The following is a 15,630-nucleotide window of genomic DNA, read 5'->3' on the forward strand; positions in this document are numbered from 1 at the left end:
ACAACCAGTGGTGCTAGCCAAAAATAGATATTTGACTGTTGCGCCCATTTACGAATCATTTGTCTCTCATTCATTGTTCATACCTTCACGATCCTTGCAAGTTTTGCAATTGTATTTAAGTAAAAAGCTCGACTTTAACCTCTATTTAACCTTTCACAATCGCCCCAAAGTCAGCCAACACCCGCGCGTGATTCCGCAACAAACCCAGTAAATTCAACCGATTGCGCTTAATTTCCGGGTCAGAATCCATCACCAAAACGCTTTCGGGGCCGTCAAAAAAGCTGCTCACAGCCGGAGCAATTTCAGTCAAACTATCTACCAACTGCTGGTAATTGCGAGTTTGTTTGCATAGCAGCGTTTGCGGCACTAACTGCACGACTGCATCATAAAAAGCTTGTTCAGACGACTTTTGAAATAACTCCGCTTTCACCGCCGTTTTCGGTTCCAATTCTACTTTATCCAAATCACCTTGAGCCGCCAAACGAGTTGAACGGTTGACTGTTTCGTAAATTAGATCCAAAGTCTGGTTATTGCGGATTTGTTGTAGGAAAAGCGCTCTTTCCCGTGCGTCCAACAAATCTCTCAATGCTCGTTCAGTATATTCTGGGTCGTTTTCTCCCAAAACTGCATTCACCAAATCGTAATCTACGTTATTTTCTTCTTGCAACAAAGTCCTAATTCTTTGCAGGAAAAACTCGTATAGCTGCGATAGCAACTCCGCCGATGTTTCCGGGCGCGCTGCGGTAAATTCCGCGACAACTTCGGCAAGTAGTTGGTGCAAATTGATGGGCAACTGAGCCGCCCAAATAATGTTAGTGATTGCATTTGCGGCGCGGCGCAGGGCAAAAGGATCGGAGGAACCAGTCGGCAGCATTCCCAAGCCGAAGATGCTGACTAATGTATCTAGTTTGTCTGCTATTCCGACAACTTGACCTGTGAGAGTTTGTGGCAAATTGTCCCCAGCGCCTTTGGGCAAATAATGTTCAAAAATCGCTGTGGCTACTGCTTCCGATTCGCCACTTGCTAAGGCGTATTTCTGCCCCATGATTCCTTGCATTTCTGGAAGTTCGTAAACCATTTGGGTAACGAGGTCGGCTTTGCAAAGTAAGGCTGCTCTGGCTACATCAGCTTGCTCTTCCTCTGTGATTGGCAGTTGATTGACAATTAAACTGGCAATCTTGCACAGGCGATCGACCTTTTGGCGCACTGTACCCAAATCTTCCTGGAAAGTTACCGTCTCCAACTTGGGCAAATAATCCTCTAAAGGCTTTACCAAGTCTGCTTTGTAGAAAAACTGACCGTCTGCCAATCTCGCCCGCACGACTCGCTCGTTACCAGCGGCAATAATCGCTGCTTTCGCTGGATCGCCGTTAGAAATTGTAATAAAATAGGGCAGAAGTTCGGGGAAATCTGGGCTTTTGAGGATTGGGAAATAGCGCTGGTTGGTGACAATAATTGTGGTGATTACTTCCGGCGGCAATATCAAAAATTCCTCGTCAAATTTGCCGACAACTGCGTTCGGCCATTCTACTAAGTCGGTGACTTCTTCTAACAAATCTTCGGTAATGTCGGCGTAACCGCCTTGTTTGGTGGCGGCGGCTTCTACTTGTGCTTGAATTTGAGTTTTCCGCTGTTGTCGATCGACTTCCACGCCCGCAGCCCGCAGACACTCGACATAATCCTCGGCGCGGGGAATCGAGACTGGTTGCGGGTGCAACACTCGATGTCCCTGGGAAATGCGATCGCTCTTAACTGTATCCGAACCGCTGACCAAGGTAATTGGCAGTACAGTATCATCAAGCAGTGCCACGATCGATCGAATCGGGCGCGGAAACTTCAAATCTCCGTCAGCCCACCGCATAAATCTTTTACCTTCTAACTTATTAATCCACTGCGGCACAAGTTCGGTCAAAATATCCGCCGTCATCCGCCCCGGAATCTGTTTGAGCACAAACACAAAATCGCCTTTATCCGTAGCGCGAACTTCCAAAGCATCGATTTCTACACCTTGTTTTTTGGCAAAACCTTCCGCTGCTTTCGTCGGTTTGCCATCTTTAAAAGCCGAACTTGCGGGCGGCCCTTTTACGTCTTCTTCTCTGTCTGATTGTTTAACTGGCAGTCCTTCGATCAGAACGGCCAAACGCCTCGGAGTCGCGTATACATTAATTGAGTTATTTGTCAAGGATTGTTCGGCGAGAGTTGTAGGTATGAGTACCTGCCACTGTTGGGCGCTGCCTGCGACAAAAGATGCGGGCAATTCTTCGGTACCGAGTTCTAATAAAAAGTTAGGCATATAACAAATTTAGGTGTTTGTGTCAAGAGGCAATTCATCTGCCGGTTCGATCGTTACAAAAGTTATGGATCGGCCGTCAAAATAGCCTGGAATTGCGATCGCCGATCGCGCAATGGAACTATTTTAGGGATACGCAAATCCTATTAGAGCCAAAAAAGACTCAAATGACCAGCATACCACTTAAAATCGGGGGTGAAAGATATTCTCAACAGCACATGACCTTGGCGGAAAGACTGGCACAAGATTGGAAGTCGCGACTCGAACAAGATTGCCCGCAGGAGAGTTCTAGCACTCGCGAGAGTGTTGTGCGCTGGCTGTTGGGAGACAAGCCAGAAAGATTTGACTCTCTCAATCCGACTCAATTTAACGTCGCCTCTGGGGCGATCGACTTTTTATATCGAATTTTACAGCAGCGGTATCTGGGAGTAGCGCCAGAAAGAGCTTACCGCAACTTGATCGGGCGGCTAGGCGGTTTGGTGGTGCTGCGGCAAAAAATCCAAGCCTGGGTTTCCCTCAGCCGCGACAGACAGCGCAGTGCGGTGGAGGTACTGCAAGAAGTGATTCAGGAAATGCTGAATTCCGATCGCTACCTCCAGCAGCAAGTCGCCTGGATTGCCGAATGCACAACAGATAAACGCTTGCGAAATGCTTTGCTGCTAGCAAGCACAGAAGAATACTGCTTGCGGCCGATCCGCAACCAGCCGCTGCTGGTGTACCGCTTCGTCAACTACCTGCGGCGTTCCCAGCGGGGCGGGTTGACACAAGTCCCGGCGGGAGATTGGGTGCGGCTGGTGTCGGAACAGGTTCAACCAGACGATACAGACGAACCGCTCAGCCTGCTAGACGAACAGGCGATGTCCGAGTATCGAGAAAATCAAGCTTGGGAAGAGCGGCAAACTCAGCGGCAAATTGTCCAACAAGAATTTGAGAATTACTTAACTGCTGAAGTCGATCCGCTGGCTTCGCGGTGGCTGCGGCTTTACTTGCAAGGTCGTTCCCAAGAGGCAATTGCTGAGGATTTGAAGGTGCCGGTCAAGCAAATTTACCGCTTGCGAGAAAAAGTCAGTTACCACGCGATTCGCGTTTTTGCGGTCAAACAAGCACCGGAATTAGTTGCCAACTGGCTGGAAACTTCGCTCCAAGAACACAGTTTGGGCTTAACTCCCGCCCAGTGGCAGCAATATTTACAAGACCTGACGCCGGTGCAGCGGCATTTGGTAGAATCTCTCAAAGCCGGGAAAAGTGTAGAGGCGATCGCCTCTGAATTAAAACTGAAAACCAATCAAGTCATCGGCGAGTGGAGCAAACTTTATTTAGCAGCTCAATCTCTCCGCAACGATCGATCGCCCGTCGAAGATTAACGGCAGGCAATTAATGGCGATCGCTGCTGCGTAGGATAAGATGCTAGCAGCGCGATCGAATAAATGTCGATTTTGTAACCAATCCTCAATTCAGCGGTTGCCCGTAAATCATCGGCTGTGGTGCATCTGTCATTCAGTTGACAGTTGACAGTTGACAAAAGAAGTCCGAGGATTGGAGTAATGAATAGTTTTCTTTTAATTTCTCGCCGATCAGGGTTCCGGCTTTAAACCAATTATTTCTGGTAATACTTGCGCATTAGTGACATAATTCGGTCGTTGCCAGTGCGCCCGTCATCATCTAATTGTCAAAGTTTGGGTATAATTTGATACTGGAATACAGCAGAAAGAAAATTCTGGCACTCAGGATTTTTATTTGATAAAAGCTTCCGGTTTTGAGACGAATGGCTCCGTCAGGGATGTTGCAGCGGTTTAAATTATAAATCAGGTTGGTGTGGCGCGATCGCGCTTCCGACTACAGAGAAGCTAATGGTACATACATCTTCAACAGACTCGGCGGCTACAATGGACTCCGATCGAATATTTCAACTAATCGATACAGTTGTCCCCTTTGAAGCCTGCCTTTACTATCAAGTTTTGCCTCTATCTCTAGAAGGCAATCTATTTAAATTAGGCGTAGTCGATGCCCAAGACGACTCCGCCTTCGACTACGTACAGCGGATTTTAGCTTACATGAATTGCTCGGTGACAACAGAGCAAATTGCCTCGGACACTCAGCGCTCGATGCTCTCAGCTTACTTGCTCCACGGGAGCCAAATCAGAGAACCCAGCCCGACACAAACCGCAGCAGTCCTAAAACCCAAAAATCCCGCACCAGCAACTTCAGGCTCCGAAGCAGAAACCCTGCTGTCTGTGGCCGAACCCTCAATTCCGGCTCGCGATCGATTTAAACCCGATCTCGCCGAAGTTGATCAGATGCCTCCAGAGCTGTCGGTTTTGGATGTCGAAGCCTTACACTTGTCAAGCCCAGTCTCCGTTTTGGCAACATTGCCCGCGCCCCAACTGCTGCAAGAATTGCTCGGTAGAGTGCTGTTAGACGGTATCGGCCGCCTGTTTTTTGAGCGTCACCAATCGATGGGCCGGATTCTTTGGAGTCAAGACGGCGTTTTGAAATCGATGCTCGAAGGTCTGCATCCCGTGCTGTTCCAAGAGGTGATCGACGAGTTGAAGCGCCTGACAGATATGCCTGTTTCCCCGGTGGATCAGCCCAAACAAGTTGAAGTTGAACGCATCTATCAAAACACTCATTTGCTGTTGCGCTTGCGGATCATGGCGGTGGGCGGCAAGGAAGAAGCCACGCTGCAAGTGTTGCGCGGGGCAGCTTTGAGGTTTTACCAGCAGCAGCAATTGTCTACTTTAAGTCGGGATGCGCTGCAACTAGCCCAAGAATTGCAGCGGAAAGTGAATCAAATTCGCGATCGCACTCGGCTTTCTCCTTCACCTTTGGAAGGCTTACCCGCTTTGGAAAAAGTTGTAAGAAATGTTGACGACCAAATTGAAGCTTTGATGCACGAACACCATTCCGAGCATCCCTAATTAGAAATAGTGCTAAATTTTTAATTTTCTTTAACTCAAATCTCGTCCCGTCAAATAAATAAATAATAATTAGGTTCGTAGTGAGGACTTTAGTCATTTTTCATCGAACTGAAGAAGGACTAAAGTCCTTACTACGAACCTCTGTGAGTAAAGTTTTGCGTGAAGCGAAGCTATCCCGTAGGGAATCGCACCTAAGATGAGCCGTGCTCGAAAATCTTATCGTACTGCAACAAATCCAAAGTCACAAAAACAGGCAAACACTGAAAACATTGCTGTGCAACTTCCCAGCGTTCCTCTCGCTGCAACATAGCCGTCAACTTTTGTTTAGCGCTCAGCAAATAGCGGACATCGTTCGCGGCGTAGCTAAGTTGGTCATCTGAAAGATGCTGAGAATTTCCCCAATCCGAACTTTGAGAAGTCTTGTTGAGTTCTACTTTTTCCAATTCTTGGATTAACTCTTTAAGTCCGTGTCTGTTAGTGTAAGTTCTGGCTAATTTGCTTGCTATCTTTGTGCAGAAAACAGGTGCAATGTCAATACTTAAATTGTGACGCATTGTTGCCATATCGAAGCGCGCAAAGTGAAATACTTTCTCAATATTCGGAACTTCCATTAACTTTTTTAAATTCGGTGCCGCCGTCTGGCCTTTAGCAATCCGCACCGCCGCAACTTTACCTTGCGGATCGCACAACTGCACCAAACACAAGCGATCGCGCCACGGTAGCAAACCCATCGTTTCCGTATCAACGGCGAGATCCTCAGCCGTCAAATAATAAGATAAGAGAGAATCGGAGATATCGCGATCGCACACTTGAAAATCTGGAAATTCCATTCTTGGTTATTGGTTATTGGTTACTGGTTACTGGTTATTGGTTATTGGTTACTGGTTACTGGTTATTGGTTACTGGTTACTGGTTACTGGTTTGGTTATTGGTTACTGATTACTGGTTATTGGTTACTGGTATAAATAACAAATAACAAATAACAAATAACAAATAACAAATAACAAATAACAAATAACAAATAACAAATAACAAATAACAAATTATCGACTGCGGACAAAAAGCTGAGTAAAATAATACTCCCCTTTGGCATTTTTGGCAATCGCAATACCAGTCAAATTAAATTGACTCTCGATATTCTTGCGGTGGCCATCACTTTTAATCCAACCATCAACAGCATTGCGAACCGGGTCACTGTAGCCGAAATTGTAAGCAACATTTTCAGCTACACTTTGATAAGGCACAGTAATGGCTTTCGCCCGCCCGTCAAATCCATCGTGGCTAAATTTAACTTTCCCACTCGCCATATTTTCGCTGTGAATTCTGGCAATCTGACTAATTCGCGGATCGACAGTCAGCGCAGGCAACTTTTTCGAGGCTCGATATTGATTGATCTGTTGGTTAACAGCTTTTTCTAACTCAGCAATTGAACTCGTGGCAGCAATATTAGTATTCATGGAAGTTTGTGGGAGCGATCGCGCAGGAATGGACTCGGCACAATTAGGCAGGATTGTCAAGAATCCTAAGGATATCAAAACCAAAGCTTTGGACATGAACTATTAGCGTAAGATAAACAAGACCGGGCGGTTGAAACCGCGGCGACACAAACAAAACCCGCCTCCGCGGGTTGAAGAACGGATGCGGACATCGTTTGTATAGACGCGGTTTCAACCGCCCTCTGACCATTCCTACAGAGCGATCGCCCGAAATTCCGGTAAACTAGATATTCAGAACCTTCGCGACAGTGTTTACGTCTTTGTCACCGCGTCCCGAACAGTTAAGCACAATGCGCGGACTGCCCGTTAACTGCGGGCAGAGAGTCTCCAAATAGGCGATCGCGTGAGCAGTTTCCAAAGCCGGAATAATCCCCTCCAACTGCGAAAGGCGCTGAAAAGCATCCAAAGCTTGCTGATCAGTTACGCTATAATATTCAGCCCTGCCAGCATCCTTCAAATAACTGTGTTCCGGCCCCACACCCGGATAATCCAAACCCGCACTAATCGAATGCGGCTCAATCACTTGACCTTCATTATCTTGCAACAAATAACTCATTGCCCCGTGCAGAACACCCACAGTTCCCTTCGTCAAAGTAGCAGCGTGTTTATCAGTATCCACACCTTCGCCCGCCGCTTCAACACCAATCAATCTCACAGTTTCTTCTCCAACAAACTCATGGAAAAGACCCATTGCATTAGAACCGCCGCCCACGCAAGCTAATAAAATATCCGGCAAACCGCCCCACTTTTCCAGACACTGAGCGCGGGTTTCTTCACCGATAATTGCATGGAAATCGCGCACCATCATCGGGTAAGGATGCGGGCCTGCTACGGAACCGAGAATGTAATGAGTTGTCTCCACATTTGTTACCCAGTCGCGAATCGCTTCGGAAGTCGCATCCTTCAGCGTTCCCGTACCCGCGGCCACAGGTCGTACTTCAGCACCCATCAAGCGCATTCTAAACACATTTAAAGCCTGTCTTTCCATGTCATGAACGCCCATGTAGACAACGCATTCCAAACCGAAACGAGCGCAAACTGTGGCGGTAGCAACGCCATGTTGGCCAGCACCAGTTTCAGCAATTACCCGCTGTTTGCCCATGCGTTTTGCTAACAATGCTTGAGCTAAAGCATTGTTAATTTTGTGAGCTCCAGTGTGGTTTAAATCTTCCCGTTTGAGGTAAATTTGCGCGCCAGTGCCGTCTGGTTTAGCATAATGCTCCGTGAGACGTTCGGCAAAATACAAAGGGCTGGGGCGGCCGACATAATCTTTCAGCAATTGTTGAAGTTGCTGTTGAAATTCGGGCTCGCTGCGGTATTTGTGGAAAGCGGCTTCTAGCTCGAATAAAGCCGGCATCAGGGTTTCGGGGACGTATTTGCCGCCGAATTTGCCGAATCTGCCGAGGGAGTCGGGGCGTTGGGCGGTTTCGAGGGTGAGACGCAGGGGGGTAACAGTCATAGGATTTTAGATTTTAGATTTTAGATTTTTAGATTCGCAGGTAAGCTAGAGGCTGGCGTGTCGATCGCACGCACAAGTCGATCGTACCAAAGCCGATCGCGCACAATGAGCCGATCGAACAAATTTCATTATAATTCCTTCAACCCTTGACGGGCTAATACAATCAGTAGAAGATGAGAGCGCCAATGAGCGATCGCAACTATACCCCAACCCGCTAAAACTAGAAATACCCGTAAAAAAACTTCAGGCACTATAACATATGGCAGCATCAAAACGCAAAGATTCCGACAACAAAACAACCGACGGCAAACGAGTAGTTTACTCCGAGTTTGGCAACGTTGACAACTCAGCCGCCCTCCAACGGGGAGTCCCGGAAGTTGCCTCAAATCAACAAAATCTGAAAGTAGAAGCATCCCGAAAAGGACGCGGCGGCAAAACAGTTACAGTCATCAGCGGATTTCAAGAAAAACCTGAAACTTTAGCAGACTTAGCCAAGCAGCTAAAAGCCCAATGCGGCACAGGCGGTACAGCTAAAGAAAATGAAATCGAAATTCAAGGCGAACACAAACAAAAACTTGCTGAAATCCTCAAAAAAATGGGCTACAAAGCTAAAATCAGCGGAGGCTAACTTAACTTTAAAACAAGGTTCGTAGTAAGGACTTCAGTCCTTCCCAGGTTCGTAGTAAGGACTTCAGTCCTTCCCAGGGTTCGTAGTAAGGACTAAAGTCCTTCCCAGGGTTCGTAGTGAAGACTTTAATCTTTTGAATCAAGAACGGACTGAAGTCCGCACTACGAACAAACAACTTCTTCCTTCTTCCTGCAATTAAGAAGAAGTAACCAAGAACAAACTGAATTCCGTACTGCGAACAAACAATTTCTTTATTCTTCTCTCTTCCTTCTTCCCTCTTCCTTCTTCCTTCTTCCTTCATTTATGTACACTCGACCCTTAGCCCGTTTGATCGAACAATTGCAGCGCTTGCCCGGAGTCGGCCCAAAAACTGCACAGCGGCTGGCTTTGCATATTTTAAAGCGCCCCGAAGAAGACGTGCAAGCCCTAGCTCAATCTTTGATTGATGCCAAACAGCAAGTAGGTTTCTGCAAGGTATGCTTTCACTTATCTGCTGAACCTGTTTGCGAAATTTGCCGCAATACCAACCGCGATAGTTCTACGATTTGTGTAGTGTCAGAATCCCGCGACGTAATCGCCTTAGAAAAAACGCGGGAATACATCGGCAAATATCACGTTGTCGGCGGCGTCATCTCGCCGATGGATGGAATTGGCCCGGAACAATTGAACATTCAACCGTTAGTCCGGCGCGTCAGCCAGCAAAAAATTAAGGAAGTAATTATTGCTATTAGTCCCAGCGTGGAAGGCGAAACTACTACTCTTTATATCGGTCACTTATTAAAACCTTTTACCCGAGTGACGCGGATCGCTTTTGGTTTGCCGATGGGGGGAGATTTGGAATATGCCGATGAAGTAACTTTAGCTCGCGCTTTGGAAGGAAGGAGGGAATTGGATTAGTTGAAAACTGGTTATGGCTGAATTAACAAGTAAGAGAAACGAACCGCGTTGGCGTAGCCTGCGCGAAGCGCTTAGGCGCTAAGGAAACGAAGGAAGATCCCAGAAGGGGATGAGTTGACAATTGATGATCTATAGCGGTTTTTAGTAGAGTTAAGTACAGAGGATCGGGTAGGGACACGGCACTGCCGTGTCCTGTATTTTATCAGATTGAAAAGTTCTATATTTTCCCAACCTCTGTGATTGCTTGGCTGAGGCTCGCAATAACAATTTTGTTGCAAAAAAGGTTAAACTGAACAAAGTTATTGAGAGTGAAAAAATATGACTGAATTCGATCGCCCTTTAAGCTACCCCACAACCCGCAAAGCCGAGCAAACAGACGACTACCACGGCGTGAAGGTATCAGACCCCTACAGGTGGCTCGAAGACCCCGACTCACCGGAAACTCAAGCCTGGGTAGAAGCCCAAAACCAAGTCACCTTTGGCTACCTCAGCGAAATCCCGGCGCGGGACAAAATTAAACAGCGGCTGACCCAACTTTGGGATTACGAGAAATACGGCATACCTTTCAAACAGGGCGATCGCTATTTCTACTACAAGAATGACGGCCTGCAAAATCAATCCGTACTTTATACTTTACCATTCCTCGACGGCGAACCAAAAGTATTAATTGACCCCAACACTCTCTCAGAAGACGGAACTGTTGCTCTCGGCGGCATAGCTATCAGCGAAGACGGCAAACTAATGGCCTACGGTTTGTCAACTTCCGGCTCCGACTGGCAGGAATGGAAAGTTCGCGATGTGGCAACTGGCAAAGATTTATCAGACCATTTAAAGTGGATTAAATTCTCAGGGGCATCCTGGACTCACGACGGTAAAGGCTTTTTTTACAGCCGCTACGACGAACCCAACGAAAAAACCAAACACGAAGACGTTAACTATTATCAAAAACTGTTTTACCACAAGCTCGGCACACCCCAATCTGAAGACGTATTAATCTACGAGCGTCCAGACCAAAAAGAGTGGGGATTTAGCGGTGGCGTCACCGAAGATGGTCGCTACTTAATTGTATCAGTTTGGCAGGGAACTGAAACCAAAAACTTGATTTTTTACAAGGATTTAACGGCACCGGAATCAACGGTTGTTGAACTAATTAACAAGTTTGAGTCGGAGTACAGTTTCATAGACAATGAAGGCTCGCTTTTCTGGTTTCAAACAGACTTGAATGCACCGCTGGGCCGCGTAATTGCGATCGACACCAACAACCCTGCTCCCTCATCCCTCGCTGGCGATGACAGTCAAGGGAAGTTCGCAGAAATCATTCCCGAAGCAGCCGAAACCCTTGGAGGCATTGGTCTCCTCAACAATCAATTTGTCACTTCCTACCTGAAAGACGCCTACACTCAGATTAAAATCTTCAACTTAGACGGCTCTTTCGTGCGAGAAATCGCCTTGCCCGGAATCGGTTCGGCGGGAGGATTCGGCGGCAAGCGCCACGACACCGAAACCTTTTACGGTTACACCAGTTTCACCGCGCCGAACATCATCTATCGCTATAATATGGTGACAGATGAAAGCACGATTTATCGGCAGCCAAATGTTGATTTCAATCCCGAGGATTACGAAACAAAACAAGTATTTTACCCGAGCAAAGACGGTACGCAAGTACCGATGTTTATTACGCACAAGAAAGGCTTGCAGTTTGATGGCAATAACCCCACATATTTGTACGGGTACGGCGGTTTTGGCATCTCGCTGACTCCGAGTTTTTCTATTAGCAATGTCGTGTGGTTGGAGATGGGCGGAATTTATGCGATCGCCTGTTTGCGAGGTGGCGGTGAATACGGCGAATCATGGCACCAAGCTGGCACAAAGTTGAACAAGCAAAATGTGTTTGATGATTTTATTAGCGCTGCTGAATGGTTGATCGAGCACAAGTATACCAAACCGGCCAAATTGGCGATCGCAGGTGGCAGCAACGGCGGTTTATTAGTGGGGGCTTGCATGACTCAGCGGCCGGAATTGTTCGGTGCAGCATTGCCAGCAGTGGGCGTTATGGATATGTTGCGCTTCCACAAATTTACCATTGGTTGGGCCTGGACTTCGGAATACGGTTCGCCGGAAAATGCCACGGAATTTCCCACAATTCACGGCTATTCTCCGCTGCACAATCTCAAACCGGGAACGGCTTATCCGGCGACAATGATTACAACTGCCGATCATGACGACAGAGTGGTTCCGGCCCACAGTTTCAAGTTTGCTTCGGCTTTGCAAGAAACGCACGCGGGAGAAAAACCAGTGTTAATTCGGATCGAAACTAAGGCGGGACATGGTGCCGGCAAACCCACTGCAAAAATCATTGAAGAATTGGCAGATGAATGGGCTTTTTTAGTGCGGGAACTCGATATTAACGTTTAACCAGCGCGGGATTGCGGTTGCATCCTAGGGAATGGGCACGCGCGGACAGTACGTATTGCCTAGGATGGGTGCCCCCCAGTACCAAGCACCTCACCTGCTGGTACGCACCCCCTACCTGACTGTAGTGCTGGAGACATTTTTTTGTGAACATCTGGTGTTCAATGCTTAAATCTAGCGATGGTTCGCGGGTTTTCGCAGCGGATAGCCGAAAACCCATAGTACAGATTAATGCAGCTTGTCAACTACCACTACTGTTAACTTATATTGAGTTATGTTAATAAATGTATGTTTTAGTGGTCATTATCAGATATTTTTTAGATCGTTTCGCTGCCACTTCAGGAAGTTAACCGTGGATGTCAACTGTCAAAAGTAGTAAAGGAAATATAAAGTAAAAAATTTTCCCGAGCTGTGAAACTGATTTTTTCAGTGGATTTACGGTAACAATTTCACAAAAAATCACACTTACAACTGTACGGTGTACTGGCTTGCGATCGGAATAAGTGCCTTTTTGTGCAGCAATACGTAAGTAACGGGCGATCGCAATCTCACGGTTCTGGCATCACCTATTCTCAAAGAAGCAAAAATTTAATAGCCCAGTAAAAGCCCGAAAATGCTTGCGTATCTAGGGTTTGCGGTGATTTTTTAGCTAGGGCAACCCGCGAGCGGGCACAGTATTCCCAGTGCAAGACTTCCCTAAAATATACACTTTAAAACAACACGTAAGTATTTAATTATACTAAGAAGAATAATTCATGTAAAATTTATATTTTGATGTTTATCAAGTTTTTTCAAAGGGGGTAGGTTAGAACTGACAAGTAAATCAGCGAATTATGAAAACGATCCCCAATATGTCGAATTTGTCAGCCGTAAAAACACCCATATTTACCGATATTGCCACTAAAAACAACTTTTTTTTGAGTGACAGAGAAAGCTCTCAAGCAGAAAGTGCATCGAAAAAAGATCTAGTCGTTGTTGACTCCCGAGTAGAAAACTACGGGCAATTGATCGGCGGGCTCAAAGCGGGAACCGAAGTATTTGTACTCAATCCAACCAGAGATGCGATCGCCCAAATCACCCAGATTTTAGCTCACCGCAGCAGCATCAACAGCCTGCACATAGTTTCTCACGGCCGAGAAGCCGCGATAGAAATCGGCTCAAAAGAACTGAATATTGATAACTTAGAAACCTACAGCAGCCAATTGCAGCAGTGGGCAAAAGCCTTCGGTTCGCAAGCCAACATTCTGATTTACGGCTGTAACGTAGGCGCCGGCAAATCCGGGATTAAATTCATCCAAAAACTCAGCGAATTAACGGGAGCAAATATTGCCGCTTCCAACAACCTGACTGGGAGTGCAGCACTAGGCGGCGACTGGGAATTGGAAATTGCTACAGGACGAATCAATGCCGAACTAGCGTTTAAAAAAGAAGTCCTAGAAGCCTACACATCTGTCCTGGTAACTTTAGTTTCCGAAACCTTTCAAGGTTCAAGCGTACTAGGGCCTTGGATTTATAATGGCGGCGGTTCACCTCCTCCTCCTGGCTTAACCGCAGGCACCGGCCCCGGCATTATTCCCGGTGTAGTGGGTCTCCCCACTCCCGATCCAGCAGGTGGCGGCGCTTTGAGATTAACCTCAGCCGGAAACAACCAAGCAAATTATGTCATCTACAACAGCCCCATCTCTTCCGCTGACGGCCTAAAAGTTACCTTTGATTTATTTGCCTATAACGGCAGTATTGGTGCCGATGGCGTTAGTTTTTTCCTAATTGACGGCACAACTACGCCAACAGCAGCGGGAGGCTTCGGTGGCTCTCTCGGCTATGCTCCCAACAACACTCTCAACCAGCCCGGGATTGCAGGAGGTTATTTAGGTGTCGGATTAGACGAATTTGGCAATTTTTCCAATTCCAATGAAGGGCGTGTGGGTGGCACCGGGCAGCTATCTGATTCAATAGCAATTAGAGGCAGCGCAGCCACAACGTATAGCTTTTTAACTAACGCTACCGTTCCCGGCGGCATAGATAATGTTTCGGCAACCACTCGCACCACTGCTAAAAGAAGAGTCCAAATTACATTATTTCCGGGTACAAACCGTCGTCTTTCAGTTGCCCTAGACGATAATGGCAACGGCGTATTTGATACGAACGAAACTTTTATCGACATACCGGATTTGGTCACGAGAAACGGAGCAATACCGGCTACTTTTAAATTTGGTTTCGCTAGTTCGACAGGCTCGTTTACAAACACTCACGAGATTGCTAATCTCCTTGTCGAAACTATCATTACTCCTGTAACCCAAGCCGACATTTCTGTTGCTAAAAGTGGCCCCGCGTTTGCCGTTACAGGCAGCAACATTACCTATACAATTACTTCCACCAATATCGGGCCAGAACTCGGGCTAACTGGAAATGTTAATATTATCTCCAACACTGCCACAGACGTTCTGATTCAAGATCAACTGCCGGCAAACTTAACTTTCGTCAGCGCTATCGACAGCGCTGGCAACGGCACATACAACTCTCTAACGCGGACTGTCATCTGGCCGGCGATTCCGACTCTGATTAGGGGTGCTAGCGCCACCCGCAGCATCACTGCAACTGTCACCGGGGCGCTTGGCACTACCATAACTAACACTGCTTTTAGTAACTCCAGCACCTACGACCCCAACCCCGCCAACAACAACGGTACTTCCATAACATCTCAAGTCCCAACTACAGTTGTTGCTACTACGGCCGACCTCGTTACCACGAAAGCCGGGTCTACGGCTGCTACTGTTGGTTCGAGAGTTACTTACCTAATTTCCACAGTCAACAACGGGCCAGATCCAGCGACTAACGTCACAATTACAGATAGCATCATTCCTGGTTTAACAGGAGTCAGCTTCCCTAACGGAGGTACGTACAATGCCGCTACAGGTATTGTCACCTTCCCGCTAGTTCCTAGCTTAGCCAGCTTAGCCAGCGTTGCTAACACAGTCAGCTTCATTGCACCGCTATCGGGCGCCAGCGTCAGGAACACCGCCAGCAGCAGCTCAGCTACTCCCGACCCCACTCCCGCCAACAACAACGGCACTGCTGCGAATGCTACAGTCACTACAACTCTGACACCGATTCCGAACCAACCGCCAGTAGCGACACCTACTAACCTCAGCACTCCGCCCAACAGCAGCAAATTAATTACAGGATTAGGAGGAAGTGACCCCGATGGGTCGATCGCCTCCTACGCCATCACCACCCTGCCCCCAGTCGCCCAAGGAGTCCTATTCTTAGGAGATCCAGCCAACGGTGGCGTAGCCGTGACAGCAGGCCAAGTCCTAACTCCAGCACAGCTTGGGCAAATATATTTCAGCTCCACAGGCACTTTTACGGGAGCCAATTTCACCTACAGCGCTACAGATAACCTCGGCGCAGTCAGTCCCGCTGCTACCGCTACAGTTGCTGCTTCTCCCACGACGAACCAACCGCCAGTAGCGACACCTACTAACCTCAGCACTCCGCCCAACAGCAGCAAATTAATTACAGGATTAGGA

At 47.4% G+C, this 15,630-nt stretch carries 12 protein-coding genes; 6 read left to right on the top strand and 6 right to left on the bottom strand.

Translation table 11 applies throughout. The annotated features are described in order from the left end of the window. Positions 1-145 precede the first annotated feature (145 nt). Positions 146-2,293, bottom strand: a complete 2,148-nt coding sequence (gene glyS / locus QUB68_RS04780) for a glycine--tRNA ligase subunit beta (RefSeq protein ID WP_332989868.1) — start codon at positions 2,291-2,293, stop codon at positions 146-148. Between the two features lie 215 nt (positions 2,294-2,508). Here glyS and QUB68_RS04785 point away from each other — a divergent pair, with 215 nt between their 5' ends. Beyond that, positions 2,509-3,654: a HetZ-related protein 2 gene (locus tag QUB68_RS04785; protein ID WP_332990162.1), complete on the top strand. Its 1,146-nt coding sequence runs from the start codon at positions 2,509-2,511 to the stop codon at positions 3,652-3,654. On the opposite strand, the gene QUB68_RS04790 is transcribed toward QUB68_RS04785, so the two are convergent. Beyond that, positions 3,651-3,812 (bottom strand): hypothetical protein, encoded by a 162-nt coding sequence (locus QUB68_RS04790; protein ID WP_332989870.1) that lies wholly within the window; start codon positions 3,810-3,812, stop codon positions 3,651-3,653. The two genes, QUB68_RS04785 and QUB68_RS04790, sit on opposite strands and share 4 nt — an antisense overlap. 328 nt (positions 3,813-4,140) lie before the next feature. On the opposite strand from QUB68_RS04790, the gene QUB68_RS04795 reads away from it, so the two are divergent. Next, complete coding sequence (locus QUB68_RS04795; RefSeq protein WP_332989871.1) at positions 4,141-5,208, top strand: hypothetical protein; 1,068 nt, start codon at positions 4,141-4,143, stop codon at positions 5,206-5,208. A gap of 191 nt (positions 5,209-5,399) precedes the next feature. Here the strand turns inward: QUB68_RS04795 and QUB68_RS04800 are convergent, their stop codons facing one another. The 3 genes from QUB68_RS04800 to trpB form a co-directional block, all read right to left on the bottom strand. Continuing rightward, positions 5,400-6,038: a ribonuclease D gene (locus QUB68_RS04800; protein ID WP_332989872.1), complete on the bottom strand. Its 639-nt coding sequence runs from the start codon at positions 6,036-6,038 to the stop codon at positions 5,400-5,402. Between the two features lie 213 nt (positions 6,039-6,251). Continuing rightward, positions 6,252-6,761 (bottom strand): CAP domain-containing protein, encoded by a 510-nt coding sequence (locus QUB68_RS04805; protein ID WP_332989873.1) that lies wholly within the window; start codon positions 6,759-6,761, stop codon positions 6,252-6,254. A gap of 166 nt (positions 6,762-6,927) precedes the next feature. After that, positions 6,928-8,163: a tryptophan synthase subunit beta gene (trpB, locus tag QUB68_RS04810; protein WP_332989874.1), complete on the bottom strand. Its 1,236-nt coding sequence runs from the start codon at positions 8,161-8,163 to the stop codon at positions 6,928-6,930. A gap of 259 nt (positions 8,164-8,422) precedes the next feature. Here trpB and QUB68_RS04815 point away from each other — a divergent pair, with 259 nt between their 5' ends. Further along, positions 8,423-8,791 carry a translation initiation factor gene (locus QUB68_RS04815; protein ID WP_332989876.1) on the top strand — a complete coding sequence of 123 codons (369 nt, stop codon included), beginning with the start codon at positions 8,423-8,425 and terminating at the stop codon, positions 8,789-8,791. Positions 8,792-8,798: 7 nt separating this feature from the next. Here the strand turns inward: QUB68_RS04815 and QUB68_RS04820 are convergent, their stop codons facing one another. Continuing rightward, a complete protein-coding gene (locus QUB68_RS04820; RefSeq protein ID WP_332989878.1) occupies positions 8,799-9,092 on the bottom strand; it encodes a hypothetical protein in 294 nt (97 codons plus the stop codon). A 2-nt stretch (positions 9,093-9,094) separates the two neighbouring features. Between QUB68_RS04820 and recR the strand changes: the two genes are divergently transcribed. The 3 genes from recR to QUB68_RS04835 form a co-directional block, all read left to right on the top strand. Next, a complete protein-coding gene (gene recR / locus QUB68_RS04825; RefSeq protein WP_332989879.1) occupies positions 9,095-9,688 on the top strand; it encodes a recombination mediator RecR in 594 nt (197 codons plus the stop codon). Between the two features lie 318 nt (positions 9,689-10,006). Further along, positions 10,007-12,103, top strand: a complete 2,097-nt coding sequence (locus tag QUB68_RS04830) for a prolyl oligopeptidase family serine peptidase (RefSeq protein ID WP_332989880.1) — start codon at positions 10,007-10,009, stop codon at positions 12,101-12,103. 830 nt (positions 12,104-12,933) lie between these two features. Next, on the top strand, positions 12,934-15,630 hold a 2,697-nt coding region (locus QUB68_RS04835), incomplete at its 3' end, for a DUF4347 domain-containing protein (RefSeq protein ID WP_332989882.1).

The sequence above is a fragment of the Microcoleus sp. A006_D1 genome (genome assembly GCF_036702805.1).
Lineage (GTDB): Bacteria > Cyanobacteriota > Cyanobacteriia > Cyanobacteriales > Microcoleaceae > Microcoleus.

Coding starts and splice junctions, on each gene's coding strand:
- glyS (WP_332989868.1), bottom strand. CDS start 2,293: ATGCCTAACTTTTTATTAGAACTCGGTACCGAAGAATTGCCCGCATCT.
- QUB68_RS04785 (WP_332990162.1), top strand. CDS start 2,509: ATGACCTTGGCGGAAAGACTGGCACAAGATTGGAAGTCGCGACTCGAA.
- QUB68_RS04795 (WP_332989871.1), top strand. CDS start 4,141: ATGGTACATACATCTTCAACAGACTCGGCGGCTACAATGGACTCCGAT.
- QUB68_RS04800 (WP_332989872.1), bottom strand. CDS start 6,038: ATGGAATTTCCAGATTTTCAAGTGTGCGATCGCGATATCTCCGATTCT.
- QUB68_RS04805 (WP_332989873.1), bottom strand. CDS start 6,761: ATGTCCAAAGCTTTGGTTTTGATATCCTTAGGATTCTTGACAATCCTG.
- trpB (WP_332989874.1), bottom strand. CDS start 8,163: ATGACTGTTACCCCCCTGCGTCTCACCCTCGAAACCGCCCAACGCCCC.
- QUB68_RS04815 (WP_332989876.1), top strand. CDS start 8,423: ATGGCAGCATCAAAACGCAAAGATTCCGACAACAAAACAACCGACGGC.
- QUB68_RS04820 (WP_332989878.1), bottom strand. CDS start 9,092: ATGAAGGAAGAAGGAAGAAGGAAGAGGGAAGAAGGAAGAGAGAAGAAT.
- recR (WP_332989879.1), top strand. CDS start 9,095: ATGTACACTCGACCCTTAGCCCGTTTGATCGAACAATTGCAGCGCTTG.
- QUB68_RS04830 (WP_332989880.1), top strand. CDS start 10,007: ATGACTGAATTCGATCGCCCTTTAAGCTACCCCACAACCCGCAAAGCC.